This is a genomic window from Streptomyces sp. NPDC088745, from assembly GCF_044751045.1.
GTDB lineage: Bacteria > Actinomycetota > Actinomycetes > Streptomycetales > Streptomycetaceae > Streptomyces > Streptomyces cremeus.
Window position 1 is genome coordinate 38,522 of sequence record NZ_JBIVLB010000003.1, and the last position, 25,193, is coordinate 63,714.

At 71.9% G+C, this 25,193-nt stretch carries 24 protein-coding genes; 13 read left to right on the forward strand and 11 right to left on the reverse strand.

From position 1 onward, the window contains the following. Positions 1 to 127 precede the first annotated feature (127 nt). From leuA to ACIP93_RS09355, 3 genes are all read left to right on the forward strand, one after another. Positions 128 to 1,909, forward strand: coding sequence for a 2-isopropylmalate synthase (gene leuA, locus ACIP93_RS09345; protein ID WP_401757088.1), 1,782 nt, complete (start codon positions 128 to 130; stop codon positions 1,907 to 1,909). Positions 1,910 to 2,063: 154 nt separating this feature from the next. Beyond that, complete coding sequence (locus ACIP93_RS09350; RefSeq protein WP_401757090.1) at positions 2,064 to 2,765, forward strand: TerB family tellurite resistance protein; 702 nt, start codon at positions 2,064 to 2,066, stop codon at positions 2,763 to 2,765. 67 nt (positions 2,766 to 2,832) lie between these two features. Continuing rightward, positions 2,833 to 3,588, forward strand: coding sequence for a hypothetical protein (locus tag ACIP93_RS09355; protein ID WP_401757092.1), 756 nt, complete (start codon positions 2,833 to 2,835; stop codon positions 3,586 to 3,588). A 22-nt stretch (positions 3,589 to 3,610) separates the two neighbouring features. On the opposite strand, the gene ACIP93_RS09360 is transcribed toward ACIP93_RS09355, so the two are convergent. From ACIP93_RS09360 to ACIP93_RS09370, 3 genes are all read right to left on the reverse strand, one after another. After that, positions 3,611 to 3,922 (reverse strand): hypothetical protein, encoded by a 312-nt coding sequence (locus tag ACIP93_RS09360; protein WP_345223126.1) that lies wholly within the window; start codon positions 3,920 to 3,922, stop codon positions 3,611 to 3,613. Beyond that, positions 3,919 to 4,584 (reverse strand): RNA polymerase sigma factor, encoded by a 666-nt coding sequence (locus ACIP93_RS09365; protein WP_401757094.1) that lies wholly within the window; start codon positions 4,582 to 4,584, stop codon positions 3,919 to 3,921. The genes ACIP93_RS09360 and ACIP93_RS09365 overlap by 4 nt, the downstream gene beginning before the upstream one ends. A 77-nt stretch (positions 4,585 to 4,661) precedes the next feature. Next, positions 4,662 to 5,087 carry a hypothetical protein gene (locus ACIP93_RS09370; protein WP_401757096.1) on the reverse strand — a complete coding sequence of 142 codons (426 nt, stop codon included), beginning with the start codon at positions 5,085 to 5,087 and terminating at the stop codon, positions 4,662 to 4,664. A 331-nt stretch (positions 5,088 to 5,418) separates the two neighbouring features. On the opposite strand from ACIP93_RS09370, the gene ACIP93_RS09375 reads away from it, so the two are divergent. The 3 genes from ACIP93_RS09375 (at position 5,419) to ACIP93_RS09385 (ending at position 7,351) form a co-directional block, all read left to right on the forward strand. After that, complete coding sequence (locus tag ACIP93_RS09375; protein ID WP_401757913.1) at positions 5,419 to 5,607, forward strand: hypothetical protein; 189 nt, start codon at positions 5,419 to 5,421, stop codon at positions 5,605 to 5,607. Positions 5,608 to 5,687: 80 nt separating this feature from the next. Continuing rightward, positions 5,688 to 6,437: a DNA repair protein RecO gene (recO, locus tag ACIP93_RS09380; protein WP_345223129.1), complete on the forward strand. Its 750-nt coding sequence runs from the start codon at positions 5,688 to 5,690 to the stop codon at positions 6,435 to 6,437. 62 nt (positions 6,438 to 6,499) lie between these two features. Then, positions 6,500 to 7,351, forward strand: a complete 852-nt coding sequence (locus ACIP93_RS09385; protein WP_345223130.1) for an isoprenyl transferase — start codon at positions 6,500 to 6,502, stop codon at positions 7,349 to 7,351. A gap of 65 nt (positions 7,352 to 7,416) precedes the next feature. Here ACIP93_RS09385 and ACIP93_RS09390 read toward each other — a convergent pair whose 3' ends face one another. The 5 genes from ACIP93_RS09390 to ACIP93_RS09410 all read right to left on the reverse strand — a co-directional run bounded on the left by ACIP93_RS09390 (position 7,417) and on the right by ACIP93_RS09410 (position 11,740). Then, positions 7,417 to 8,364: a trypsin-like serine peptidase gene (locus tag ACIP93_RS09390; protein WP_401757099.1), complete on the reverse strand. Its 948-nt coding sequence runs from the start codon at positions 8,362 to 8,364 to the stop codon at positions 7,417 to 7,419. Between the two features lie 173 nt (positions 8,365 to 8,537). Beyond that, positions 8,538 to 8,975, reverse strand: coding sequence for a transcriptional repressor (locus tag ACIP93_RS09395; RefSeq protein ID WP_345223132.1), 438 nt, complete (start codon positions 8,973 to 8,975; stop codon positions 8,538 to 8,540). Between the two features lie 76 nt (positions 8,976 to 9,051). Next, complete coding sequence (locus tag ACIP93_RS09400) at positions 9,052 to 9,930, reverse strand: metal ABC transporter permease (RefSeq protein ID WP_401757101.1); 879 nt, start codon at positions 9,928 to 9,930, stop codon at positions 9,052 to 9,054. After that, on the reverse strand, positions 9,930 to 10,748 hold the full coding sequence (locus ACIP93_RS09405; RefSeq protein ID WP_401757103.1) for a metal ABC transporter ATP-binding protein: 819 nt from the start codon (positions 10,746 to 10,748) through the stop codon (positions 9,930 to 9,932). Before ACIP93_RS09405 ends, ACIP93_RS09400 begins: the two co-directional genes overlap by 1 nt. Continuing rightward, on the reverse strand, positions 10,748 to 11,740 hold the full coding sequence (locus ACIP93_RS09410) for a metal ABC transporter substrate-binding protein (RefSeq protein WP_401757105.1): 993 nt from the start codon (positions 11,738 to 11,740) through the stop codon (positions 10,748 to 10,750). Before ACIP93_RS09410 ends, ACIP93_RS09405 begins: the two co-directional genes overlap by 1 nt. Positions 11,741 to 11,951: 211 nt before the next feature. On the opposite strand from ACIP93_RS09410, the gene ACIP93_RS09415 reads away from it, so the two are divergent. Further along, positions 11,952 to 13,337, forward strand: coding sequence for a glycine--tRNA ligase (locus ACIP93_RS09415; protein ID WP_345223136.1), 1,386 nt, complete (start codon positions 11,952 to 11,954; stop codon positions 13,335 to 13,337). Here ACIP93_RS09415 and ACIP93_RS09420 read toward each other — a convergent pair. Then, positions 13,324 to 13,770 carry a hypothetical protein gene (locus tag ACIP93_RS09420; RefSeq protein WP_401757107.1) on the reverse strand — a complete coding sequence of 149 codons (447 nt, stop codon included), beginning with the start codon at positions 13,768 to 13,770 and terminating at the stop codon, positions 13,324 to 13,326. The genes ACIP93_RS09415 and ACIP93_RS09420 overlap by 14 nt on opposite strands. A gap of 184 nt (positions 13,771 to 13,954) precedes the next feature. Here ACIP93_RS09420 and ACIP93_RS09425 point away from each other — a divergent pair, with 184 nt between their 5' ends. From ACIP93_RS09425 to ACIP93_RS09435, 3 genes are all read left to right on the forward strand, one after another. Next, on the forward strand, positions 13,955 to 15,235 hold the full coding sequence (locus tag ACIP93_RS09425; protein ID WP_401757109.1) for a histidine kinase: 1,281 nt from the start codon (positions 13,955 to 13,957) through the stop codon (positions 15,233 to 15,235). Then, complete coding sequence (locus tag ACIP93_RS09430) at positions 15,232 to 15,870, forward strand: response regulator (RefSeq protein WP_401757915.1); 639 nt, start codon at positions 15,232 to 15,234, stop codon at positions 15,868 to 15,870. Before ACIP93_RS09425 ends, ACIP93_RS09430 begins: the two co-directional genes overlap by 4 nt. Before the next feature lie 194 nt (positions 15,871 to 16,064). Next, complete coding sequence (locus ACIP93_RS09435; RefSeq protein ID WP_345223137.1) at positions 16,065 to 16,280, forward strand: DUF6243 family protein; 216 nt, start codon at positions 16,065 to 16,067, stop codon at positions 16,278 to 16,280. A 163-nt stretch (positions 16,281 to 16,443) separates the two neighbouring features. On the opposite strand, the gene ACIP93_RS09440 is transcribed toward ACIP93_RS09435, so the two are convergent. Further along, positions 16,444 to 17,868: an MFS transporter gene (locus ACIP93_RS09440; RefSeq protein WP_401757917.1), complete on the reverse strand. Its 1,425-nt coding sequence runs from the start codon at positions 17,866 to 17,868 to the stop codon at positions 16,444 to 16,446. A 109-nt stretch (positions 17,869 to 17,977) separates the two neighbouring features. Between ACIP93_RS09440 and dusB the strand changes: the two genes are divergently transcribed. The 3 genes from dusB (at position 17,978) to ACIP93_RS09455 (ending at position 24,149) form a co-directional block, all read left to right on the forward strand. Further along, on the forward strand, positions 17,978 to 19,105 hold the full coding sequence (gene dusB, locus ACIP93_RS09445; RefSeq protein WP_345223138.1) for a tRNA dihydrouridine synthase DusB: 1,128 nt from the start codon (positions 17,978 to 17,980) through the stop codon (positions 19,103 to 19,105). Positions 19,106 to 19,481: 376 nt separating this feature from the next. Continuing rightward, positions 19,482 to 22,220 (forward strand): pyruvate, phosphate dikinase, encoded by a 2,739-nt coding sequence (ppdK, locus tag ACIP93_RS09450; protein WP_345223139.1) that lies wholly within the window; start codon positions 19,482 to 19,484, stop codon positions 22,218 to 22,220. A gap of 999 nt (positions 22,221 to 23,219) precedes the next feature. Continuing rightward, positions 23,220 to 24,149: a helix-turn-helix domain-containing protein gene (locus ACIP93_RS09455; protein ID WP_345226484.1), complete on the forward strand. Its 930-nt coding sequence runs from the start codon at positions 23,220 to 23,222 to the stop codon at positions 24,147 to 24,149. A gap of 206 nt (positions 24,150 to 24,355) precedes the next feature. Here ACIP93_RS09455 and ACIP93_RS09460 read toward each other — a convergent pair whose 3' ends face one another. Next, on the reverse strand, positions 24,356 to 25,192 hold the full coding sequence (locus tag ACIP93_RS09460; RefSeq protein ID WP_401757112.1) for a carbohydrate ABC transporter permease: 837 nt from the start codon (positions 25,190 to 25,192) through the stop codon (positions 24,356 to 24,358). Position 25,193 lies beyond the last annotated feature (1 nt).

Below are 25,193 nucleotides of genomic sequence, written 5' to 3' on the forward strand. Positions count from 1 at the left end.
GGGCTGCTTCTCCTTAGCTGCCGCGGCGAGGGCCTGTAAGTCGTAGGCCGACCCCCTCCCCGCGGGATCTGGTGCTGCGCAGACACGTCGGCCGTCCCCTTGCAGGTGACCCGAGGAGCCCCACGCGATGACCCCCCAGCAGGCCCAGCCGTCCGCGCAGTCCGTCGGCAGCCCCACCCCCGTGACGAACGCCGGGCACTTCCAGCGGCCGTCCGGGATGCCGGTCCACAAGTACGGTCCGTACGACGCCGTGGACATCCCCGACCGCACCTGGCCCGAGGCCCGCATCACCCGGGCCCCCCGCTGGCTCTCCACCGACCTGCGCGACGGCAACCAGGCGCTGATCGACCCCATGTCGCCCGCCCGCAAGCGCGAGATGTTCGACCTGCTGGTCCGCATGGGCTACAAGGAGATCGAGGTCGGCTTCCCGTCCTCGGGCGAGACCGACTTCGCCTTCGTCCGCTCGATCATCGAGGAGGGCGCGATCCCCGAGGACGTGACGATCTCCGTCCTGACCCAGGCGCGCGAGGAGCTGATCGAGCGCACCGTGGAGTCCCTGCGCGGCGCGCACCGCGCCACCGTGCACCTGTACAACGCGACCGCCCCGACCTTCCGCCGCGTGGTCTTCCGCGGCACCAAGGAGCAGGTCAAGCAGATCGCGGTGGACGGCACCCGGCTGGTGATGGAGTACGCGGAGAAGATCCTCGGCCCCGAGACGGTCTTCGGCTACCAGTACAGCCCGGAGATCTTCACCGACACCGAGCTGGACTTCGCCCTGGAGGTCTGCGAGGCGGTCTGCGACGTGTGGGGCCCCGAGGAGGGGCGCGAGATCATCCTCAACCTGCCCGCGACCGTGGAGCGTTCGACGCCGTCCACGCACGCCGACCGCTTCGAGTGGATGTCCCGCCGCCTGACGCGCCGCGAGCACGTCTGCCTGTCGGTGCACCCGCACAACGACCGCGGCACCGCCGTCGCCGCTGCCGAGCTGGCGATCATGGCGGGCGCGGACCGCGTCGAGGGCTGCCTGTTCGGCCAGGGCGAGCGCACCGGCAACGTCGACCTGGTGACCCTGGGCATGAACCTCTTCTCCCAGGGCGTCGACCCGCAGATCGACTTCTCGCAGATCGACGAGATCCGCCGCACCAGCGAGTACTGCAACCAGATGGAGGTCCACCCGCGCCACCCCTACGCGGGCGACCTGGTCTACACCGCCTTCTCCGGCTCCCACCAGGACGCCATCAAGAAGGGCTTCGACGCCATGGAGGCCGACGCGGCCGCCGCGGGCAAGAGCGTCGACGACATCGAGTGGGCGGTCCCGTACCTGCCGATCGACCCCAAGGACGTCGGCCGCTCCTACGAGGCGGTCATCCGGGTCAACTCGCAGTCCGGCAAGGGCGGCATCGCGTACGTCCTGAAGAACGACCACAAGCTGGACCTGCCGCGCCGGATGCAGATCGAGTTCTCGAAGATCATCCAGCAGAAGACGGACACCGAGGGCGGCGAGGTCACCCCGAAGGCCATCTGGTCGGTCTTCCGGGACGAGTACCTGCCCAACGCCGAGAACCCGTGGGGCCGCATCCAGGTCCGCTCCGGCCAGACCACCACCGACACCGACGGCGTCGACACCCTGACGGTGGACGCGGTCGTAGACGGCCGGGAGACGGTCCTCACCGGTTCCGGCAACGGTCCGATCTCCGCGTTCTTCGACGCGCTGGCCGCCGTCGGCGTCGACGCCCGGCTGCTGGACTACCAGGAGCACACGATGAGCGAGGGCGCGTCCGCGCAGGCCGCCTCGTACATCGAGTGCGCGATCGACGGCAAGGTCCTGTGGGGCATCGGCATCGACCCGAACACGACGCGGGCCTCCCTGAAGGCAGTTGTCTCCGCCGTGAACCGGGCCGCCCGCTGACCTCGCTCTTTGCACGATGTTTCGGAAGGTCCCGTTCCCGCGCCGCCGGGGGCGGGACCTCCGTCTTTTCCCGGGGTGCTGACGGGGCCCCGCGGATGTGGCTAACATCACGTCCAACCCCGGCAAAGATGCCGAAGCGTTATGGAGGTACGCCGTGCTGCCAGGACGAGGCCGATCGCTCAGTCTGTGGGGCGTGCGCACCACGTGGACCACCGTCGGCGACGGGGAGTTCTTCTGCCCGGGCTGCGGCGGCGACCGCAACTACGCCCGCCGCACCGGCCGGCAGCGCCGCACCGTCCTGGGCGTCCCGCTCGCCGCGCGCGGCACGGTCGGACCCGTCGTGCACTGCGCCTCCTGCGAGGGCGAGTTCGGCCCCGAGGCCCTCGACCACCCCACCACCGTCCGGCTGTCGGCGATGCTCCGCGACGCCGTCCACACGGTCGCGCTCGCCGTCCTCGCCGCCGGCGGCACCTCCTCCCGTACGGTCACGGCCACCGCGGCGGCCACGGTCCGCTCGGCGGGCTTCGAGGACTGTACGGAGGACCAGCTCACCCACCTCGTGGAGGCGCTCTCCGCGGAATCGGGCCGCTACCTCCCCGAGGAGGCGGAGTCCGGGATCGACTGCCCCTACAGCGCCACCCTCGCCATCGAGCTCCACGAGGCCCTGGAACCCCTCGCCCCGCACCTGGCCCCGGCGGGCCGGGAGTCCCTGCTCCTCCAGGGCGCCCGCATCGCGCTGGCCGACGGCCCGTACAACCCGGCGGAGCGGGAGGTCCTGGCGACGGCCGGCGCGGCCCTCCACCTGTGCGCGGCGGACACCGCCCGCCTCCTGGCGGCGGCCCGCACGCCGTCCTGAAGCCCGCCCCTGCGGGCCGGAACCCTCCCGGGAAGCGGCGGCGGGGCGCCTGTGGCACGTTGTGGGGATGGTGCACGAGGAGCAGGCGGAGCGGTCCGGTGAGGAGCGGCGGCACGGGTGGGGCAGCGGGCTCACCCTGACCACGGCCGCGTTCCTCTTCCTGCTGCTGCGGCTGTTCGCCGTGTCCGGCTACCAGTGGCACACCGCCTTCGCCGTCCTGCACACGCTCGACCTCGACGACAGCATCGGCATCCTGCTCGGAACGGTGCTCGCCGACTCCGTCGTGGCCGCCGTGCTGCTCGTCGTCCTGCTGCCCGCGTTCCTCTTCCGGGTGGTCGGCGGTCTCGTGCTGGCCGCCCGGACGCGCGAGGAGGAGCAGCCCGACCGGGGCCCGCGGATCGACATGACCGGGATCGTCGTGCTGGCCATCGTCGTCGCGGGCATGACCGCGTACGTCCTGAGCTTCGGCACCTGGTGGCTGCCGCTGGCGTCGGTGCTGGTCACGGCGGTCATGGTGGGTCTGGGCGCGCTGACCAGGGGCGTGCACGGGCAGGTCGGCGAGGCGTCGCGGTGGGCGGGCCGGCACCTCATGGGGCTGGTGCTGGCCGCCTCGGTCCTCGCGCTGCTGATCAGCGCGGCCGTCGTCCGCACGCCGTGGATGCCCAAGGAGCGCATCGTGGTGAAGGGGCACGGGGAGCCGCTGCGCGGCTATGTGCTGGAGGCCGAGCCCGGGTTCCTGAAGGTCCTGACGGAGGAGGACCGGGAGTTCGTGATCCTCCGGGACGAGGAGGTGGAGTCCCGCGAGGAGATCGTCGAGCACTAGGGCCCGCGCCGACGTCAGGGCCCTAGGGTTCGCGGCTCACCGCCGGAGCCGACTCCGGCAGGGCCGGGGTCGTCGTCGGGCGGGGGGTGTCGACCACGCGCGGCGGTTGCGCGGGCGGCACCGGAGTCGGGTTCACGGGGCTGTGGGGCAGCAGCACGAGCAGGCACACGGCGACCACCGCCGCCGCGCCCACCACCGCGTATGCGATCCCGCGCACCCGGCGCACTCCCCAGGTCCGCCCCTGCGGAACTTCGCCGCGACGCAGCATCGAGTACGTGAGCTGGTCCGCCCGGGCGGCGAGCGCGGCCCGCAGCCTGTCTTCGGTCTGCGTCATGCGGTGGTGTTCTCCAGCTTCTTCTCCAGCGCGTCCAGGGCGCGGCTCGCGGTGGACTTCACCGTGCCACGCGACAGGCCGAGGGCCTGCGCCGTCTGCGCCTCGGTCAGCTCCGACCAGTACCGCAGCACCAGCACCTCGCGCTGGCGCCGGGTCAGTTCGGCCAGCGCCGCCAGGACGTGGCGGTGCTCCTCGGCGAGCAGGAGCCCTTCGTCGACGGGCGGGCCCGCCGCCGGGTGCGGCGGCGTGTACGCGCGTGCCGTGCGCCGTCTGCGCAGCACCGAGCGGGCCGCGTTGAGCACGGCGGTGTGCAGGTACGCCGCGGGGTCCTGGAGCCCGGCCAGCTTCGTCCCGTGGGTGCGGCACACCGCGGCGAACGCGTCCTGCACCACGTCCTCGGCGGTGTGCAGGTCGTCCACCAGGAACAGGGCGAGGCGGACCATGTCGAGGCGGCGGGCCCGGTAGAGGTCGCTGAGGGTGGGCGGCTCGCAGTCGTCGCCGTACGGGGCGCTGCCGTACGGCGTGCCGTCGTACGGCTGGCTCTCGACCGTGCGCAACGGGCGGGCGTCCCGGGGGCGGGACGCCCGTGCCCCGGACACGCGGGCGAGCAGGCGCGACCACCACGGGGGCGCGACGGGGACGGCGTACGCGGCGTACTGCATGGGCCTCGATCCGGTGGTGCGGGCGGCAGGGGACGGCGGGCGGGCCTGCGTACAGGCCCGCCCGCCGGATGAGGCCGCTACTTCTGCGGCGCGGGCGCGGGCGCGCTGCCCGGCTCCACCACGCGGGGAGCGGCATCGGACTTCCCGGCGGGCGCCGGACGCGTCTTGCCGTCGGCCACGGGGGCGGCGGGCGCCGGACGGGTCTTGTCGTCGGCCACCGGGGCGGCGGGAGCCGGACGGGGCTCGCCGGCGGGCGCCGGGGCGGCCTCCGGGGCGGTCTCCGGAGCGGCCGGGCCGGACTTCGGAGGGGCCGGCGCCGGGGTCGTGTCGGCGACGGCCTGGGCCGCGAAGGCGCCGCCCAGGACGACGGCGACCGAGGCGACGGCGCCGAAGAGGCGGGGGCGGGTCAGCTTCCGGTGCATGGACATGGGTACTCCCGAGTGCGGGGCGCGCCGGGCGCCGTACGAGATGACGTACGGCGCCCGGAGCACGATCTGGAACATGGGGTGAAGGGCGCCTTCAACCGACCAGACGTGCGGGTACCCGGGAGGTTGCGTCCGGAGTGCGGAAAGTTTTTGCGGGGACGGGCCGCGGCCGTCCGCGGCGCGGCCGTCCTCCCGGGGCCGGCCGCGCCGCGTCCGTAGCGCGGCAGCCGAAATCCCTCCCGCACGGGAAATTCACGACAATGATGGGGAATCCGCACCCCGGGCGCAGTGCGCCGGGAAGCACCGGAGCAACGGAGGACGTGGTGGAGACAGTGCGCTCGACACGGGGAAGTGCCGGCCTCGTGCCGCCGGACGCGCGGTGAAGCCGCCGCCTCTCGGCTCGTACGTGATGGACCTCACCAGCGGCCGGGTCGGCCGGGTCGTCGCCGCGGTGGGCCGCCTGCTGCGGCTGACCCCGGCGGGCGGCGGCCGCGACTGGAACGTCGACCAGGGCGAGGTCCGCCCCGCCACGGCCGCCGAGCGGCTCAGCGCGGCCACGGCCTACGTCAACGCCCGCAGCCGCGGCGAGCTGCCGTAGCACCTCCGGCCCCGGCTGCCGCCCGGGCCGGAAGCGCCGCCGTCCCCGGCCCCGCCCCCGCGTGCGGGACAATGGGCGTCATGAGTCTGTTCCGTGATGACGGCATCGTCCTGCGCACCCAGAAGCTGGGCGAGGCGGACCGCATCATCACGCTCCTCACCCGCCACCACGGCCGCGTCCGGGCCGTGGCCCGGGGCGTACGCCGCACGAAGTCGAAGTTCGGGGCGCGCCTGGAGCCCTTCTCCCACGTCGACGTGCAGTTCTTCGCCCGCGGCAGCGAGCTGGTCGGCCGCGGCCTGCCGCTGTGCACCCAGGGCGAGATCATCGCCCCCTACGGCAGCGGCATCGTCACCGACTACGGCCGCTACACCGCCGGCACCGCCATGCTGGAGACGGCGGAACGGTTCACCGACCACGAGGGCGAACCCGCGGTGCAGCAGTACCTCCTCCTGGTGGGCGGTCTGCGCACCCTCTCCCGCGCCGAGCACGCCCCGAACCTGATCCTCGACGCCTTCCTGCTGCGCTCCCTCGCCGTCAACGGGTACGCCCCCAGCTTCGACGACTGCGCCAAGTGCGGCATCGACGGACCCAACCGGCTGTTCTCCGTCTCGGCCGGCGGCGTCATATGCGGTGACTGCCGGGTGCCCGGGAGCGTCGTACCCTCTGCGGAGGCTGTCGCTCTGCTGAGCGCGCTGCTCACGGGGGACTGGGCGGCGGCCGACGCGTGCGAGCCCCGGCACGCCCGCGAGGGCAGCGGGCTGGTCTCGGCCTATCTGCACTGGCACCTGGAGCGCGGACTGCGCTCGCTCAGGTACGTGGAGAAGGCGTAGGGCACGCGGCGGGCACAGTCAGTACGGGAAGCACGGGCACATCACAGGGAGAGCTACGAACCATGGCACGACGCGGAATCCTGGGGCGCACCAAGCGCGAGTACAAGATCCCCGAGCCGCACCCGTCCGGCGCGCGCCCCCCGAGGATTCCCGGTGAGCTCGTCCCCGAGCACGTCGCGATCGTCATGGACGGCAACGGCCGCTGGGCCAAGGAGCGCGGCCTGCCCCGCACCGAGGGCCACAAGGTCGGCGAGGGCGTCGTCCTGGACGTCCTCAAGGGCTGCCTGGAGATGGGCGTCAAGAACCTCTCGCTGTACGCCTTCTCCACCGAGAACTGGAAGCGCACCCCCGACGAGGTCCGCTTCCTGATGAACTTCAACCGGGACGTCATCCGCCGCCGCCGCGACGAGATGAACGAGCTCGGCATCCGCATCCGCTGGGTCGGCCGGATGCCCAAGATGTGGAAGTCGGTCGTCCAGGAGCTCCAGGTCGCCCAGGAACAGACCGTCGACAACGACGCGATGACCCTCTACTTCTGCGTGAACTACGGCGGCCGCGCCGAGATCGCGGACGCCGCCCAGGCCGTCGCCCGGGACGTCGCCGCCGGGAAGCTCGACCCGTCGAAGGTCAACGAGAAGACCTTCGCCAAGTACCTGTACTACCCGGACATGCCGGACGTGGACCTCTTCCTGCGTCCCAGCGGCGAGCAGCGCACCTCCAACTACCTGCTCTGGCAGAGCGCGTACGCCGAGTTCGTCTACCAGGACGTGCTGTGGCCGGACTTCGACCGGCGCAACCTCTGGGACGCCTGCTACGAGTACGCGCAGCGCGACCGTCGCTTCGGCGGGGCGGTCCCCAACGAGCAGCAGAACGGCGGCGGTTCCCCGCTCGCGCAGGTTCCCGGACAGGGCTGAGCCGTCGCCGGGCCCCGTGCGGGGCGGGGCCCGGTGCGCGCACCCGCCGGGCCCCGCCCGCCGGGTCAGCCCGCCTGGGCCTTGTCGTACGCCGCCTTCACCTCGTTGCCGAAGTACGGGCCGAACATCCGGCCCGGCAGGAAGGTGTAGCCGAAGCTGTTCACCGAGGCCTGGAGGCCGGTGCCGGCGGACTCATTGAAGGAGTTGAACCACGGGCCGCCGCTGGAGCCGCCGGTCATGTCGCAGGCCAGGCCGTGGTCCTTGGTGAGCAGGAAGTCCTTCGTGGTGTTCCCGGAGCAGTAGACCAGCTTCTTGCCGTCGTACGGGGCGGCCGCCGGGAAGCCGAACGCGTACATCGGCTTGTTGTAGCCGCCGTTGAACTGGACGCCCTGCGCCCCGACCACGTCGGACAGCTTCTGCCCGTTCAGCGGGTTCACCACGGCGAGGCCCACGTCGTAGTTGATGTCCTCGCTCGCCGTCCACTGGTCGGTGGCGGAGAGCTTCGCGGCGGTCCACGTCCCGTACGGGGTGACGCCGTCATTGTAGGCGGGCACGAACACCCAGTTCGTGTGCCAGGCGCCGTCCATCTTGACGCAGTGTCCCGCCGTGACGACGGTCGACTTGTTCTGGCTGGTGACGGAGTTGCCCGAGCAGGAGGCGGTGCGGCCCTGGTACGTGAAGAACACGCGGCCGGAGGTCTTCACCACCGCCCCGCCGCCGGTCCACGCGCCGCCCTTCTGCGGGAAGGCCCGGGTGCCGGGGACGGAGGTCGCGGGGCCGTCGGCCCTCGCCGGGGAGACCTTGGCGGGGGACACCTTCAGCAGGTCGAGCGGCTTCGCCGCACGCATCCGCTCCGGCGTCCAGAAGTTCCGTACCTGCTGCTCGGCGGTGCGGGCGGCGGGGGCGGCGGGGGAGGGGGCGCCGGATGCGGCGGCGGGGGCCGCGGCGGTGGCGAGCAGACCGCCCACGGCGGCCGCCAGACCGAACAGTGCACTGGGGGGACGACGTCTCACGCTGACTCCTTCTGCGAAGAGGTAAGCGGTGCGGAAACCGGTGTGCGTGAGGAGCGTGCCACGGAAGCTGAACATCTGTCAGGAGTGCGTGCGGCACTCCGTGCGACTTGGCCGAAACACGCCGAACGCCCCAACCCGGCAAGGGAGTTGGGGCGTTCGGCAGGCGCGCGGGATCAGGCGGCGGCGCACTCCGCGCAGGTGCCGAAGATCTCCACGGTGTGCGCCACGTTCACATAGCCGTGCTGGGCCGCGACGGACTCGGCCCACGACTCGACCGCCGGGCCCTCGACCTCGACCGCCTTGCCGCACATCCGGCACACCAGATGGTGGTGGTGGTCGCCCGTGGAGCAGCGCCGGTAGACCGACTCGCCCTCACTGGTGCGCAGCACGTCCACCTCGCCGGCGTCGGCCAGCGACTGGAGCGTGCGGTAGACCGTGGTCAGGCCCACCGAGTCGCCCTTGTGCTTGAGCATGTCGTGGAGTTCCTGCGCGCTGCGGAACTCGTCCACCTCGTCCAGCGCCGCCGCCACGGCGGTCCGCTGCCGGGTGGAGCGCCCCTTCACCGGTGCGGTGTTCGTCGTCGCGGTCGCACCGCTCGGCGCCGTCGTCACAGGTGCCTCCTCAGGTTGCCCATTACGCGGGTAGATACGTCGGGCCATTGTGCCAGGAGCGCCGCCGCGCTCCGGCTCAGAGCTTCGCCGCCACGGGCTCGGCCGCGTCGGCCGGTCCCGTCGAGTGTCCCGCGCGGGCCCGGCGTCGTGCCAGCGGTGTGGCCAGAAGTGTCAGTGCGACGAAGGCCACGATGGCCAGCAGCACGATCGTCGCGCCCGGCGGCACGTCGTACTGGTAGGAGGCCACCGTGCCGCCCAGCGTCACCGCCGTGCCGATGGCGACCGCCAGCACGAAGGTGACCGCGAAGCTGCGCGAGATCTGCTGCGCGGCCGCCACCGGCACCACCATCAGCGCGCTGACCAGGAGCAGTCCCACGACCCGCATGGCGACCGTCACCGTCACCGCCGCCACCACCGCGACCAGCAGGTTCAGCGCCCGCACCGGCAGCCCGGTGACCCGCGCGAACTCCTCGTCCTGGCTCACCGCGAACAACTGCCGCCGCAGCCCGACCGTCACCGCCACCACGAACGCCGCGAGCAGCATGATCGCCGTCACGTCCTCCTGGGAGACCGTGGAGAGCGAACCGAAGAGGTACGAGGACAGATTGGCGTTGGAACCGGTCGGCGCCAGGTTGATCAGCAGCACACCGCCCGCCATGCCGCCGTAGAACAGCATGGCCAGGGCGATGTCGCCCCGGGTCTTGCCGTACCAGCGGATCAGCTCCATGACCACCGCGCCCGCGACGGCGACGACGGTGGCCGTCCACACGGGGCTGGCCTGCATCAGGAAGCCGAGGCCGACGCCGGTCATCGCGACGTGGCCGATGCCGTCGCCCATCAGGGACTGGCGGCGCTGCACCAGGTAGATGCCGATGGCGGGCGCGGTGACGCCGACTAGGACGGCGGCGATCAGGGCGCGCTGCATGAAGGCGGTGGAGAGGATCTCGGTCAGCATCAGCTCAGCAGTCCCGTCGGTACGGGGGAGGCGGGTGCCGGGGCCGCGGGCGGGTGGCAGTCCTCCTGGGTCAGGTGGTGCGGTTCGTGGCCGGGCAGGGCGTCCCCGGCGGTCACCGGGCCGTCGTACGCCACCAGGCCGTCGCGCAGGACGACCGTGCGGCCGATGAGCGGCTCCAGGGGGCCCAGCTCGTGCAGGACCAGCAGGACGGAGACCCCGGCGGCCACCTGCTCGCGCAGGGTCGCGGCGAGGATCTCCTGGCTGGCCAGGTCGACGCCGGCCATCGGCTCGTCCATGATCAGCAGTTCGGGTTCGCCGGCCAGCGCCCGCGCGATCAGCACCCGCTGGTGCTGCCCGCCGGACAGGGCGCTCACCGAGTCCTTCGCCCGGTCGGCGAGGCCCACCAGGCCGATGGCCCGCTCGACGGCGGCCTTGTCGGCCTTCGACAGCAGCCCGAACCGGGCGCGGGAGAGCCGCCCCGAGGAGACGACCTCGCGGATCGTCGCGGGCACGCCGCCCGCGGCCGTCGTGCGCTGGGGGACGTAACCGACGCGCGCCCACTGCCTGAAGCGCTTCAGCGGCGTGCCGAACAGCTCGACCGAGCCGCCGGTGAGCGGCACCTGCCCGATCACGGACCGCACCGCGGTGGACTTGCCCGAGCCGTTGGCGCCGAGCAGGGCGACGACCTCGCCGCGCTCGACGGCGAGGTCGATGCCGCGCAGCACGGGGCGCGAGCCGAGCACGGCGGTCGCCGCGCGCAGGGATATGACGGAGTCGTTGTGCACGGTTCGTGCCTCCGGGGCCGCTGGGAGTGGCATCACTTGGCGCCGAGCGCCTTCTTCAGCGCTTCGAGGTTGGACTGCATGACCTCGATGTAGGTGGAGCCCTTGGACTTGCCGGGCGTGATGCCCTCCAGCGGGTCCAGGACGTCCGTCTTGAGGCCGGCGTCCGAGGCGAAGGTCTTCGCCGTCCGGTCGCTGATCAGCGTCTCGAAGAAGACCGTGGAGACCTTGTCCTCCTTGGCGATCTTCTGGAGCTGCTTGATGTGGGCCGGGCTCGGGTCCGACTCGGGGGAGACGCCGTTGATGGCCTCCTGCTCCAGGCCGTACCGCTCGGCGAGGTAGCCGAAGGCGGAGTGGGTGGTGATGAAGGTCTTGGTGGAGGTGTTCTTCAGGCCGTTCCGGAACGCCGTGTTCAGGCCGTCCAGCTTCGTGACCAGTGTCGCGCTGTTCTTCTCGTACGTCGCGGCGTTCTTCGGGTCGGCCTTCGCGAGGGACTTCTCCACGCCCTTGGCGATCTCCGCGTACTTCACGGGATCCAGCCAGACGTGCGGGTCGGCGCCGTCCTCGGCGTGGTCGTGGCCGTGGCCCTCGTGCCCGGCCTCCTCGCCGCCGTGCCCGTGGTCGTGCCCGCCGGCCTCGGCGCCGTGCTTCTCCATCTTCGTCAGGGTCGCGGCGTCGACGGTGGCCTTGGCCCCGGACTGCTTCACGGCCTCGTCGACGGCGGGCTGGAGGCCGCCGAGGTAGAGGATCAGGTCCGCTTCGCCGAGCTGGGCGGTCTGCTTGGGGCCCAGCTCCAGGTCGTGCGGTTCGACGCCCGGCTTGGTCAGCGTGGTGACGGAGACCTTGTCGCCGCCTATCTGCTCGGCCAGGTACTGCAGGGGGTAGAACGACGCGGTCACCTTCAGCCCGCCGTCCGCGCCCTTGCCGTCCGCGGCGGAGGAACCCCCTCCGCAGGCGGACAGGGTGACCAGTCCGAGAGAGGCGGCGGCGGCGGTGGCGGCGGCGGGTATCAGGCGTCGTACGTTCATGACAGTCATTTTCAACAAAAGTGGAAACGATTGTCAATAGTGCGCTTGTCCGCTCTGTCCCCGATACCGATTTGATCCGGGGCCCCCGCACGCCGGTAACCTGAAGCATTCGCCGGGCCGTGCCGGGTCGTGGCCGTGCAGGGGGGCCGCGCGGGGAAGCAGCGCGCACCGGCGGGACCCACACCTTCGTCGTCGTAATGAAGAGAGCACCGTGGCCGCCGACAAGATCGAGACCATCGTCAGCCTGAGCAAGCGCCGTGGCTTCGTTTTCCCGAGCAGTGAGATCTACGGCGGGTCCCGGGCCGCCTGGGACTACGGTCCGCTGGGTGTCGAGCTCAAGGAGAACATCAAGCGCCAGTGGTGGCGCGCGATGGTCATCGCGCGCGAGGACGTGGTCGGCATCGACTCGTCGGTCATCCTGGCCCCCGAGGTGTGGGAGGCGTCCGGCCACGTCGCGACCTTCTCCGACCCGCTCACCGAGTGCACCTCCTGCCACAAGCGCCACCGCGCCGACCACCTGATCGAGGCGTACGAGGCCAAGCACCACGGCCGCGCCCCCGAGAACGGCCTGGCCGACGTCAACTGCCCCAACTGCGGCACCAAGGGCCAGTTCACCGAGCCCAAGCAGTTCTCCGGCATGCTGGAGACGCACCTCGGCCCCACCCAGGACACCGGCTCGAAGGCGTACCTGCGCCCGGAGACCGCGCAGGGCATCTTCACCAACTTCGCCCAGGTGCAGCAGACCGCCCGCAAGAAGCCGCCGTTCGGCATCGCGCAGATGGGCAAGTCCTTCCGGAACGAGATCACTCCGGGCAACTTCATCTTCCGCACGCGCGAGTTCGAGCAGATGGAGATGGAGTTCTTCGTCAAGCCGGGCGAGGACGAGCAGTGGCAGGAGTACTGGATGGAGCAGCGCTGGAACTGGTACCTGGACCTCGGCATCGACCCCGAGAACATCCGCTGGTACGAGCACCCGGCCGAGAAGCTCTCCCACTACTCCAAGCGCACCGCCGACATCGAGTACCGCTTCAACTTCGGCGGCACGGAGTTCTCCGAGCTCGAAGGCGTCGCCAACCGCACCGACTTCGACCTGAAGGCGCACTCCAAGGCCTCCGGCCACGACCTGGTCTACTTCGACCAGGAGGCCAACGAGCGCTGGACGCCGTACGTCATCGAGCCGGCCGCCGGCGTCAACCGCGCGATGCTCGCCTTCATGCTGGACGCCTACCGCGAGGACGAGGCGCCCAACGCCAAGGGCGTCATGGAGAAGCGCGTCGTGATGGGCCTCGACCCGCGCCTGGCCCCGGTCAAGGTCGCGGTGCTCCCGCTCTCCCGCAACCCGCAGCTCTCGCCGAAGGCCAAGGGCCTCGCCGCGGACCTGCGCAAGAACTGGAACATCGAGTTCGACGACGCGGGCGCCATCGGCCGCCGCTACCGCCGCCAGGACGAGATCGGCACGCCGTTCTGCGTGACGGTCGACTTCGACACCCTGGACGACAACGCGGTGACCGTGCGCGAGCGCGACACCATGAAGCAGGAGCGCGTGTCGCTGGACATGATCCAGGAGTACCTGGCGGTCCGCCTCATCGGCTGCTGACCCCCCGGTACGTCTCCTCCCCGTACGTCCCGGAGCCCCCGGCCGCCCGTTGGCGCGGCCGGGGGCTCCGGCGTGCCCGGGCGGCGCACAGGACGGCCAGCGGCAGCTCGGCACACCCCGCCATGGCGAGGGCGGCGGCGAACTCCGGGCCCGGCGCGGAGACGAGCAGGTCGGCACAGGCGTCGGCGGCGAGCAGCAGGGCGGCCCCGGCGGCGGGGAGACGGGCGGCGCGTCCCTGCCGCACACGGGCTCCCGCGACGAGCAGACAGAGGGCCTCCAGCAAGTCCAGTCCCACCCACGCGGCGGCCTCGGCGGGCGGCAGGGTGGCGGCCAGGTACCCCGTCCACGGAAGCAGGGCCAGCCCGGCCAGGGTGAGCAGCCCGCCCTGCCACCGGGCGGTGGGGAACGGGCAGGCGAAGACGAGGAGTGCCATGGGACGGTTCCTTCCGGGGCTCTTCGGGGAGTACGGACCCGGTTGTCGGGCCTGGCTCCACACTCCGGATTCCGGCGGCCCAAGTCAGGAACGCTGGTTGCCGGACCGGGGTGGCACCAGTTGCACCCCCGCACGGCAACGGGCTTCCTGGTGGGCTGTCGGACCCACCGTCTACCGTCGGATCATGAACCTCCTGACCCGGGGAACTCCCGGGCCGCTCACCCGCCCGAGGGCCGGGACGGGCGCCGAGCGGCGGTCCCGCCGGGCCCGTGCCCGCGCGCGGCTGCGCCGCGACCTCGCGTTCGTGGCCACGGGGGTGCCGCTGCACCTGCTCACCGTGCCGCTGTTCCTGTGGGCGACGACACAGTTCGTCGGGCTCCTGGAGGGACGCCTGGACGCGGCCCCGTACGGGCTGCCGGTGGCCCTCGCGCTGGTCGTCGCCGCCGGGTTCTGGCTCACTGAGGCGCAGCGGTGGCGGTTCCGCGAGCTGTGCGGGGTGGAGATGCCCCGGCTGCGGTTCGCGGCGGCGCGGCGGCAGTTCGGGTACCACTGGCTCGTGGGCCCCTGCCTCGCCCTGCTCGAACTCGCGGTGCTGGCGCTGGTGCTGCTCGCCGTCGCCGGGACGACGGTGTACGCGTGGGAGTGGCTGCTGCCGGACGAGTTCCGGACGGCGCACCGGGACTACACCACCTGGTCGGCGTTCGTCATGGCCGCCGGGATCGGCTCGTTGTTCGCCGTGCCGCCGGCCGCCGGAGCTCTCGTACGGCTGGAACACCGCATCGCCCCCGCCCTGCTGCGGGACGACAGGGCCGAAGCCCTCGAGCGGCGCGTGTCGGACCTCACCGAGAGCCGGGCCGCGGCGGTGGACGCGGCGGACGCCGAACGGCGGCGCATCGAACGGGACCTGCACGACGGGGCCCAGCAGCACCTGGTCTCGATGGCTCTCAACCTCGGTATCGCCAGAGCGACGTTGAAGGACCTGCCGCCCGAGGCACAGGCGGTCATCGACGAGGCGCACCGGGCGGCGAAGGAGTCCATCGAGGAGCTCAACAACCTGGTGCGCGGCCTGCACCCCTCGGTGCTGGACGAACTCGGCCTGGACCCCGCCCTGTCGGGACTCGCGGCCCGCGCGCCCCTCCCCGTGCGCCTGCGCGTGGACATCCCCTCCCGTCCCGCACCCGCCGTCGAGGCCGTCGCCTACTTCGTCGTCTCCGAAGCCCTCACCAACATCGCCAAGCACGCGCACGCGACCAGGGCGGAGGTGACCGTGACCCGGCGCGGGGAGATACTGCGGGTGATCGTCACCGACGACGGAACGGGCGGCGCCGACCCCTCCGCCGGCACCGGACTGCGCGGCCTCGCGCAACGGGCGTCCTCCGTCGACGGCGCGTTCCGCCTCAGCAGCCCCACCGGGGGACCGACCGTGATGACCGTGGAGTTGCCGTGCCGCGCCGCCGCGCAGTGATAGCCGAGGACTCCGTCCTTCTCCGCATGGGCGTCGTCAAGATCCTCGACATGGCCGGCTTCGACGTCGTCGCGGAGTCCGACGACGCGGACGGCCTGCTCGCGGCCGTCGGGGAACACCGCCCGGACCTCGCGGTCGTGGACGTCAGGATGCCGCCCGGCTTCACCGACGAGGGAATCCGCGCGGCCCTCGCCCTGCGCGAGAGATGGCCCTCCACGGCGGTCCTCATGCTCTCCCAGTACGTCGAGGAGCGGTACGCGGCGGATCTCCTCTCCCGGCACACCACCGGGATCGGCTACCTCCTCAAGCAGCGCGTCGCCGACGTGGAGGAGTTCATCGAGGCCCTGTGCCGCGTCGCCGACGGCGGCACGGCCCTGGACCCCCAGGTCGTCGCCCAGCTCCTGGTCCGCCGGGGCAGCGACCCGCTCGACCGCCTCACCGCCCGGGAACGCGAGGTGCTCGCTTCGATGGCGGAGGGCCGCTCGAACGCGGGGATCGCCGCGCAGCTCGTGCTCAGCGAGAGCGCGGTGGCCAAGCACATCAACTCCATCCTCGCCAAACTGGACCTGCCCCGCGCGGACGCCGACCACCGTCGGGTGCTGGCCGTGCTGCGCTTCCTGGAGGGCGGCGGCTGAGCTCCGCCCAGCCGGGGGCGGCGGAAATCTGGTGCGCGGCCCCGTCGGGAGCGGGTACCGTCGTGACCATGTTCTTCCAGACGCCGATTTACGAGTGAGAGCGTGACGGGCCGCCGCTGACGTCCTGCGATGCCGCCGCGCCCGTCCCCCACCGACGAATCCGTAGATCACTTCACATCATTCCGGGAGAACCCGTGACCACCAGCAAGAACATCAACAACCCCGTCGGCCAGGGCGGCGGCCAGCGCAAGCGGCAGTCCCGCGACGAGCGCGCCAACAACGGCCCGCACCGCAACGCCGACCGCGCGTCGGCGGCGGAGAAGAAGGCCGAACTGCTGGCCAAGATGCGCGAGAAGGCCGCCGGCGGCGGGGACGCGCAGCAGGCGGACGGCGACGCCTCCCAGAGCTGACTCAGCCGCGCGTGGGCCCGGACCGTTCCGACGGTCCGGGCCCACGCGTGCGTGGCCCGGCCCCTCGGTGAGCCCGGGAAGAGGGCTCTCAGGGCTGCCGCCCCCGGTGCCGTCGTCGTCCGCCGGGCCGTCCGCGGGAGCGGCGCGAGGCGGGCGGGCAGGTTCACGCGTTGGCCGGCGCGGTCTCCCGGGGCCCCGGCGACGCCAGCCGCTCCGCCGTCCGCAGGGCGGTGCCCTTCGCCCACTTTCCGCTGGTCAGCGCCCCGACCAGGAGGACGGCCAGGCCGCAGCCCGCGATGACCCACCACGCCGGGACGGCCGCCTCCACGAAGCCGTCGGCGTACGAGGTCCCGCTGATCCCCGCCGCGATCACCGCCCCGATCACCGCGACCCCCAGCGTGGAGCCGACCTGGCGGCTGGTCGAGGCGATGGCCGCCGCGACCCCGGCCTGGGCGCGCGGCATCCCGGACACCGCCGTGTTGGTGATGGGGGCGTTCACCATGCCGAAGCCGAGGCCGAAGAGCACATAGCCGGTGAACATCAGCACGTTGTCCGTCTCCGCCCGGAAGCCCGCGAACAGCACCGCGCTCGCCGTCATCGCCGTTCCTGCGACCAGCAGCGGAAGACGGGGCCCGCGCGCCCCCACCAGCCGTCCGGACAGCGGTGCGCAGACGAAGGTCATGGCGGCCATGGGCAGCATGTACAGCCCGGCGTGCAGGGCGGACAGACCGCGCACGTTCTGCAGGTACAGGGTGTTCAGGAAGAGGAACCCGGCCAGCGAGGCGAACGCGCAGACCGCGATCACCGTCGCCCCGCTGAACGGCGCGCTGTGGAAGAACCGCAGGTCGATCAGCGGCTCCGCCCGCCGGGGCTCGTACAGCACCAGCCCGGCCAGGGCCAGGACCGCGGCCCCCGCGAGCGACAGCGTGAGCGGCGAGAGCCAGCCCGCCTCCGGGCCCTCGATGATCGCGTACGTCAGCGAGGCGAGCAGCGCGATCACCAGGAGCTGGCCCACCGGGTCGGCCCGGCGGGCCCTGGAGGCGCGCGACTCGGGGACGTACCGGAACGTCAGCAGCAGGGCCGCGAGGCCGACCGGCAGGTTGACCCAGAAGATCGACCGCCAGCCCACCGAGTCGACCAGCAGTCCGCCGACCAGGGGTCCCGCGGCCATGGAGATGCCGACGACCCCGCCCCAGACGCCGATGGCACGGGCGCGTTCGCGCGGGTCGGTGAAGGTGTTGGTGATGATCGACATCGCGACCGGGTTGAGCATGGAGCCGCCGATCGCCTGGACCGCCCGGAAGGCGACCAGCGACTCCAGGTTCGGGGCGAGCGAGCACAGCAGCGAGCCGAGGGTGAAGAGCACCAGGCCTGCCATGAACACCTTGCGCCGCCCGACGCGGTCGGCCGTCGACCCGGCGAGCATCAGCAGGGAGGCCAGGACGAGGGTGTAGGCGTCGATGGTCCACTGCATCCCGGCGACGCTCGCGTCCAGCTCGCGCTGCATGGCGGGGAGGGCGACGTTGAGCGCCGTGTTGTCGAGGCTGACGATCAGCAGGCTCATGCAGCAGATGCCAAGGATCAGCATCCGGCGGCGGTGCGTCAGCGGGAGGGAGGGGTCGGCGGACATCTTTCGATAGTACGGATAACTAAAGAAACCGCTCGATCGGGTGCGGGGGGTGCGCGACAATGAGTCAATGACCCCGCTCAACATCGGCCCCCATGTCGTGCAGCCGCCCGTGGTCCTCGCACCCATGGCGGGCATCACGAACGCCCCCTTCCGCACCCTCTGCCGTGAGTTCTCCGGCGGGAAGGGCCTGTTCGTGAGCGAGATGATCACGACGCGGGCGCTGGTCGAGCGCAACGAGAAGACGATGCAACTGATCCACTTCGACGCGACGGAGACCCCGCGTTCGATCCAGTTGTACGGAGTGGACCCGGTCACCGTCGGCAAGGCGGTCCGCATGATCGTGGACGAGGACCTCGCCGACCACATCGACCTCAACTTCGGCTGCCCGGTGCCCAAGGTGACCCGCAAGGGCGGCGGCTCGGCGCTCCCGTACAAGCGGCCGCTGCTGCGCGCGATCCTGCACGAGGCCGTGGGCAACGCGGGCGACCTGCCCGTGACGATGAAGATGCGCAAGGGCATCGACGACGACCACATCACCTTCCTGGACGCCGGACGCATCGCCGTCGACGAGGGCGTCACCGCGATCGCCCTGCACGGCCGCACGGCCGCCCAGCACTACGGCGGCACCGCCGACTGGGACGCCATCGCGCGCCTGAAGGAGCATGTGCCGGAGATCCCGGTGCTCGGCAACGGCGACATCTGGTCGGCGGACGACGCGCTGCGGATGGTCCGGGAGACGGGCTGCGACGGCGTGGTCGTGGGGCGCGGCTGCCTGGGGCGGCCGTGGCTGTTCGGCGACCTGGTGGCGGCCTTCGAGGGCCGCGCGGAGCGGGCCGCGCCCACGCTGCGCGAGGTCGCGGTGGTGATGCGGCGGCACGCGGAGCTGCTCGGCGAGTGGATCGGCGACGAGGCACGCGGTGTCATCGACTTCCGCAAGCACGTCGCCTGGTACTTGAAGGGCTTCTCGACGGGCGGCGAGATGCGCAAGAAGCTCGCCGTGTCCTCCTCGCTCGCCGAAATGGACGCTCATCTGAGCGAGCTGGATCTGGACCAGCCGTGGCCCGAGGGGGCCGATGGGCCTCGGGGGCGTACATCCGGAAATGGGCGGGTTGTGCTGCCGGATGGCTGGTTGAAGGACCCGTATGACTGTGCCGGGATCAGTGACGAGGCGGAGCTGGACACGTCCGGAGGGTGAGATCCGGGGTGCTCTGATGAGCGTACGCGCGAGTGATTCTCGCCACGCCTGATGCTGTACTCGCTCAGATGAGCGCTCGGCGACGGGCTGCATTTTTCAAAGGGTGGCACCCAGTGCCACCCTTTATTTTTTCAATCCCCGGGATCAGACGTGACGGATCGTCGATCCGGGCGGGATCTTCTGTGGCTCTGCGTGATCTTGCGTTCAATGCCTGAAGGAATGCGGTACGGGACGCGGACGGCCGCAGCACTTTCGATCTGCTGGCGGACAGGCGGTTAAAGCCGTATGACGGTTAAGTGGACGTACCCAGACACCTTCGATCTGGGTATGTTCCTCGCCGTCAGGGCAGCCAACGCGTCTTCGAGGAGCCGAGACCGTGTCGGAAAACAAAGAACCCCACGTAGCGAAGTCTTCTTCCGGGCAGAAGTTCGTCTACGACTTCACCGAGGGCAACAAGGACCTCAAGGACCTTCTCGGTGGCAAGGGCGCCAACCTCGCCGAGATGACCAACCTGGGTCTGCCGGTGCCTCCGGGGTTCACGATCACGACCGAGGCCTGCAAGGTCTACCTCGACAGCGGCGACGCTCCCAAGGAGCTGCGCGACGAGGTCAGCGCCCATCTGGACGCCCTTGAGGCGAAGATGGGCAAGAAGCTCGGCCAGGCCGACAACCCGCTCCTCGTCTCGGTCCGCTCCGGCGCGAAGTTCTCCATGCCCGGCATGATGGACACGGTTCTCAACATCGGCCTCTCCGACGCCTCCGTCACCGGCCTGGCACAGCAGGTCGGCGGCGACGAGCGTTTCGCGTGGGACTCCTACCGGCGCCTCATCCAGATGTTCGGCAAGACCGTCCTCGGCGTGGACGGCGAACTCTTCGAGGACGCCCTCGAAGAGGCCAAGACGGCCAAGAAGGTGAAGGTCGACACCGACCTGGAGGCCGCCGACCTCAAGAAGCTCGTCAAGAAGTTCAAGAAGATCGTCTCCGACGAGGCCGGCCGCGACTTCCCGCAGGACCCGCGCGAGCAGATGGACCTCGCGATCAACGCGGTCTTCGACTCGTGGAACACCGACCGCGCCAAGCTCTACCGCCGTCAGGAGCGCATCCCGGGCGACCTGGGCACCGCGGTCAACGTCTGCTCGATGGTCTTCGGCAACCTCGGCCCGGACTCCGGCACGGGCGTCGCCTTCACCCGCGACCCGGCCTCCGGCCACCAGGGCGTGTACGGCGACTACCTGCAGAACGCGCAGGGCGAGGACGTCGTCGCGGGCATCCGCAACACCGTCCCGCTCGCCGACCTGGAGTCGATCGACAAGGCGTCGTACGACCAGCTCATGCAGATCATGGAGACCCTCGAAACGCACTACAAGGACCTGTGCGACATCGAGTTCACCATCGAGCGCGGCCAGCTCTGGATGCTCCAGACCCGCGTCGGCAAGCGCACGGCGGGCGCGGCCTTCCGCATCGCCACGCAGCTCGTGGACCAGGGCCTCATCGACGAGGCCGAGGCGCTCCAGCGGGTCAACGGCGCGCAGCTCGCGCAACTGATGTTCCCCCGCTTCGACGACAGCGCGAAGACGCGGCTGCTCGGCCGGGGCATCGCCGCCTCGCCGGGTGCGGCGGTCGGCAAGGCGGTCTTCGACTCGTACACGGCCGTCAAGTGGTCGCGCTCGGGCGAGAAGGTCATCCTGATCCGCCGGGAGACCAACCCGGACGACCTGGACGGCATGATCGCCGCCGAGGGCATCCTGACCTCGCGCGGCGGCAAGACCTCGCACGCCGCCGTCGTCGCGCGCGGCATGGGCAAGACCTGTGTCTGCGGCGCCGAGGAGATCGAGGTCGACACCAAGCGCCGCCGCCTCACCGTCGGCGACACGGTGGTCGAGGAGGGCGACGTCGTCTCCATCGACGGCTCCTCCGGCAAGGTCTACCTGGGCGAGGTCCCGGTCGTCCCGTCGCCGGTCGTGGAGTACTTCGAGGGCCGCATGCACGCCGGCGCCGACGACGCCGACGAACTGGTCGAGGCCGTGCACCGGATCATGGCGTACGCGGACCGCCGCCGCCGGCTGCGGGTGCGCGCCAACGCCGACAACGCCGAGGACGCGCTGCGGGCGCGGCGCTTCGGGGCGCAGGGCATCGGCCTGTGCCGCACCGAGCACATGTTCCTGGGCGAGCGCCGCGAGATGGTCGAGAAGCTGATCCTCGCGGACACCGACAACGAGCGCGAGGAGGCCCTCAAGGGGCTGCTGCCGCTCCAGAAGCAGGACTTCATAGAGCTCTTCGAGGCCATGGACGGCCTGCCGGTCACCGTCCGCCTCCTCGACCCGCCGCTGCACGAGTTCCTCCCCGACATCACGGAACTCTCCGTGCGCGTCGCCCTCGCCGAGTCCCGCAAGGACGCCAACGAGAACGACCTGCGGCTGCTCCAGGCCGTGCACCGGCTGCACGAGCAGAACCCGATGCTGGGTCTGCGCGGCGTCCGCCTGGGCCTGGTCATTCCGGGCCTGTTCACCATGCAGGTGCGGGCCATCGCGGAGGCGGCCGCCGAGCGGCGCGAGGCCAAGGGCGACCCGCGTGCGGAGATCATGATTCCGCTGGTGGGCACCGTCCAGGAGCTGGAGATCGTCCGCGAGGAGGCCGAGGCGGTCATCGCGGAGGTCCAGGCGGCCACCGGGACAGACCTCAAGCTGGCGCTGGGCACGATGATCGAGCTGCCGCGCGCCGCCATCACCGCCGGGCAGATCGCCGAGGCGGCGGAGTTCTTCTCCTTCGGCACGAACGACCTGACCCAGACGGTGTGGGGCTTCTCCCGCGACGACGTGGAGGCCTCCTTCTTCACGGCGTACCTGGAGAAGGGCATCTTCGGGGTGTCCCCCTTCGAGACCATTGACAAGGACGGCGTCGGCTCGCTGGTCCGCTCCGCGGTGGAGGCCGGCCGCAAGACCCGTCCCGACCTGAAGCTGGGCGTCTGCGGCGAGCACGGCGGCGACCCGGAGTCCGTCCACTTCTTCCACGAGGTGGGCCTGGACTACGTGTCCTGCTCCCCGTTCCGCATTCCGGTCGCCCGGCTGGAGGCGGGGCGGGCGGCGGCCCAGTCGGCGGGCAGCGACAGCCGCTGACGCGGTTTCCCTTCCTCCGCGAGACCCCCGAGTCCGTCGCCGGGACTGCACCACCCCACCCTCACCGCCCGGCGGCGGGCTCGGCTCCTCACGAAGCGGCGGCACCCTGTGCGGGGGTGCCGCCGCTTCGGCGTACGGGGCTTCCTGGGGCTGCGCTTCTGGCGCCCCGTCCAGGGGCGCGGGGAACTGCGCGACCAGCCACCCACTCACCCGCACGGGAACCGTGGGCGGCCGCGCGGCGAGCGCTTTAGGGAAAGGGGCGGGTTCGGGGCCTCTCTGCCTGAGCCGGGCGGGGCTGAGGCGTTCGGTACGGGGCTGAGCTCTCGGCCTTGGCGGAGGAGCGTGCCTGGCACAGGCGCTCACGTAAGGGGCGGCACCCGGGTGGGCCGGGAGCGGGAGGGGCCGCCCCCTTGCCCGCCCGTTCCGCCCCCTTGGGGCGGCCCCGTCGCCCAAGGGGCCGGGGGTGGAGCCCGAGGGGCCGGGGGTGGAGAGCGGCTGCGGAGCCCGAGAGGCAGGGTGGCTGCGGCGACCGAGCGGGTGGGGGCGCTGGCGCCCGAAGACGGGGTGGGGTGGGGAGTCGTCCCCGCGGAGCGTGAAGCTTGGTCCTGGTGCGCGAAGGTGGCAGTTGAAAAGTTGACCTTCGCAGTCGGGGGTTCGCCGGGACTTCTCCCGGCGTTTCCCGGGCGGCGGCACCGGGCACGGCCGGCAGATCCCCACCTGCCGACCGCGCCCCGGCGCCTCGGCCGGACACCGATTCCGCCGGCCCCGCGCGTCGCCGTCAAGTACGGCGAAGCCCCCCACGGCCTTCACCGAACCCCTCGGACGTGCGGGGCGGCCGGTGTCCGACGTCGCTCAGCTTCGCCCCTGGCCTTCCGTCGCCGCGAGGCGTTTCAACTGTGGCCGAAAGGCCGTGGTGACGGGGCGTGAGGGCGTGCATACTCGTTCCCTGGGACGGTTGCGGATGCAACCGGTGGGCGAGGGTGGGGAGTTGGGCCGGTGGTGCTGCGCATCCACTTCACGGGGGAGGACCTCGCACGGGTGAGGCTCGCCGCACGGCCGGACGCCCTGTGGGAGACGGTCCTGAGCCTGCACCGGCTGCGGGACCGCCGGGGCGGACGGACGTACGGCGACTGGCGGGACCGGGCCCGCGCCGGGTGGGCGGGCGGCGGGGACGGCCGCCGGCTGCTGCGGGCGGTGGTGCCGCCCCGGGGGTACTTCCCCGACTTCCTCACGCCGGAGGAGGGGGCGGTGGGGTGGGAAGAGGGACTGGCGGCCGTGCGGGGCACGCCCGACGGGCGGGTCGGAGCGGAACTGGCGGTGCTGGGCGGGGAGGTGGACGTACCGCTCGCCGGGCTGGTGGACGCCCTGGTCGACTACCACCGGGCGGTGGTCGCCCCGATGTGGCCGCATCTGCACGCACGGGTCGAGGCGGACCGGGCGGCGCGGGGGCGGGCGCTGCTCGACGGCGGCGCCGACGCGCTGCTGGCGTCGCTGCCGCCGGGGCTGCGGTGGCACTCGCCCGTGCTGGAGGCGGACTACCCGGTGGAGCGCGAGGTATATCTCCAGGGGCGGGGGCTGCGGCTCCAGCCGTCCTTCTTCTGCCAGGGGGCGCCGGTGATGCTGTACGACCCGGGGCTGCCGCCCGTGCTGGTGTACCCGGTGGCGCACGCGCCGGGGCCCCCGAGTGAGCGGGCCGGGGCCTCGCTGGGGCGGCTGGTGGGGTCCACGCGGGCGGCGGTACTGCGGGCCATCGACCACGGGTGCACGACCAGCGAACTGGCCCGGCGGGCGGGGGTGTCCCTGGCGTCGGCGAGCCAGCACGCGGGGGTGCTGCGGGAGGCGGGGCTGGTGGTGACGCTGCGGCACGGCAGCGCGGTGCTCCACTCGCTGACGCCGCTGGGCACGGCGCTCCTGCGGGGCAACGCGTAGGAGCAGCCGTAGCAGCCCGGCCCTCGGCCGCACCGAGGCCCCTCGAACCGCGCTGAAGCCTCTCGGGCCGCCCCGAGGCCCCCGGGCCGCCCCGAGGCCCCCGGCCGCCCCGAGGCCCCCGGGCCACCCCGAGGTCCCCGGACCGCGCCGAGTCCCCCGTACCACCCCGAGCCCCCCCGTACCGCCCCGAGCCCCCGCCCCGGGCGTCAGTCGTCGATGCCCGAGCGTTCCACGCCCGCCACGATCCACCGCTGGAAGAAGAGGAAGACCAGCAGCAGGGGGAGGACCGAGACCGCCGCGGCGACGAAGAGCCCGTGCAGGTTGACCGTCTGGGCGGTGTTCAGGGTGGACAGCGCCACCTGCACCGTCCAGGAGTTCTGGTCCTGGCCGATGACCAGCGGCCACAGGAACGCGTTCCAGGCGCCGATGAAGGTGATGGTGGCGACCGCCGCGAACACGGGCCGCGAGTTGGGGACCACGATCCGCCAGAAGGTGCGCCAGTACCCCAGCCCGTCCACCCGCGCCGCGTCCTCCAGCTCCCTCGGGAAGCCCAGGAAGTACTGCCGGAAGACGAAACACGCGAAGGCCGAGAAGAGGGTGGGGATGATCAGGCCCCGGAGGGAGGACACCCACCCCAGGGAGGAGACCAGCACGAAGCTGGGCACGAAGGTCACCGCGGCGGGGACCATCAGGGTGCCCAGGATCGCGTAGAAGACGGCGTCGGCGTGACGGTAGGGGATGCGGGCCAGCCCGTATCCGGCGAGCGCCGCGAGCAGCACCGTGCCCAGCGTCGTGGCGACCGCGATCAGCGCCGAGTTGAGCAGCGAGCGGGCGAAGGGGACCGTCGTGTCGGAGAAGACCTCGGCGATGTTGCCCCACTGGAGGGTGGCGGGGAAGAAGGTCCAGTCGGGGGAGGTGATCTCGGCGTCCGTGGACAGGCCGTTGCGGACCAGGAGGTAGAAGGGGATCAGGAAGAGCAGGGCGAGGGCGATCAGCAGCGCCACGCGCAGCGCACGGCCCACGCGCACCAGGGCGTCGTTCATG

Coding starts and splice junctions, on each gene's coding strand:
- leuA (WP_401757088.1), top strand. CDS start 128: ATGACCCCCCAGCAGGCCCAGCCGTCCGCGCAGTCCGTCGGCAGCCCC.
- ACIP93_RS09355 (WP_401757092.1), top strand. CDS start 2,833: ATGGTGCACGAGGAGCAGGCGGAGCGGTCCGGTGAGGAGCGGCGGCAC.
- ACIP93_RS09360 (WP_345223126.1), bottom strand. CDS start 3,922: ATGACGCAGACCGAAGACAGGCTGCGGGCCGCGCTCGCCGCCCGGGCG.
- ACIP93_RS09365 (WP_401757094.1), bottom strand. CDS start 4,584: ATGCAGTACGCCGCGTACGCCGTCCCCGTCGCGCCCCCGTGGTGGTCG.
- ACIP93_RS09370 (WP_401757096.1), bottom strand. CDS start 5,087: ATGTTCCAGATCGTGCTCCGGGCGCCGTACGTCATCTCGTACGGCGCC.
- ACIP93_RS09375 (WP_401757913.1), top strand. CDS start 5,419: ATGGACCTCACCAGCGGCCGGGTCGGCCGGGTCGTCGCCGCGGTGGGC.
- recO (WP_345223129.1), top strand. CDS start 5,688: ATGAGTCTGTTCCGTGATGACGGCATCGTCCTGCGCACCCAGAAGCTG.
- ACIP93_RS09385 (WP_345223130.1), top strand. CDS start 6,500: ATGGCACGACGCGGAATCCTGGGGCGCACCAAGCGCGAGTACAAGATC.
- ACIP93_RS09400 (WP_401757101.1), bottom strand. CDS start 9,930: ATGCTGACCGAGATCCTCTCCACCGCCTTCATGCAGCGCGCCCTGATC.
- ACIP93_RS09405 (WP_401757103.1), bottom strand. CDS start 10,748: ATGCCACTCCCAGCGGCCCCGGAGGCACGAACCGTGCACAACGACTCC.
- ACIP93_RS09410 (WP_401757105.1), bottom strand. CDS start 11,740: ATGAACGTACGACGCCTGATACCCGCCGCCGCCACCGCCGCCGCCGCC.
- ACIP93_RS09420 (WP_401757107.1), bottom strand. CDS start 13,770: ATGGCACTCCTCGTCTTCGCCTGCCCGTTCCCCACCGCCCGGTGGCAG.
- ACIP93_RS09425 (WP_401757109.1), top strand. CDS start 13,955: ATGAACCTCCTGACCCGGGGAACTCCCGGGCCGCTCACCCGCCCGAGG.
- ACIP93_RS09440 (WP_401757917.1), bottom strand. CDS start 17,868: ATGCTGATCCTTGGCATCTGCTGCATGAGCCTGCTGATCGTCAGCCTC.
- dusB (WP_345223138.1), top strand. CDS start 17,978: ATGACCCCGCTCAACATCGGCCCCCATGTCGTGCAGCCGCCCGTGGTC.
- ACIP93_RS09460 (WP_401757112.1), bottom strand. CDS start 25,192: ATGAACGACGCCCTGGTGCGCGTGGGCCGTGCGCTGCGCGTGGCGCTG.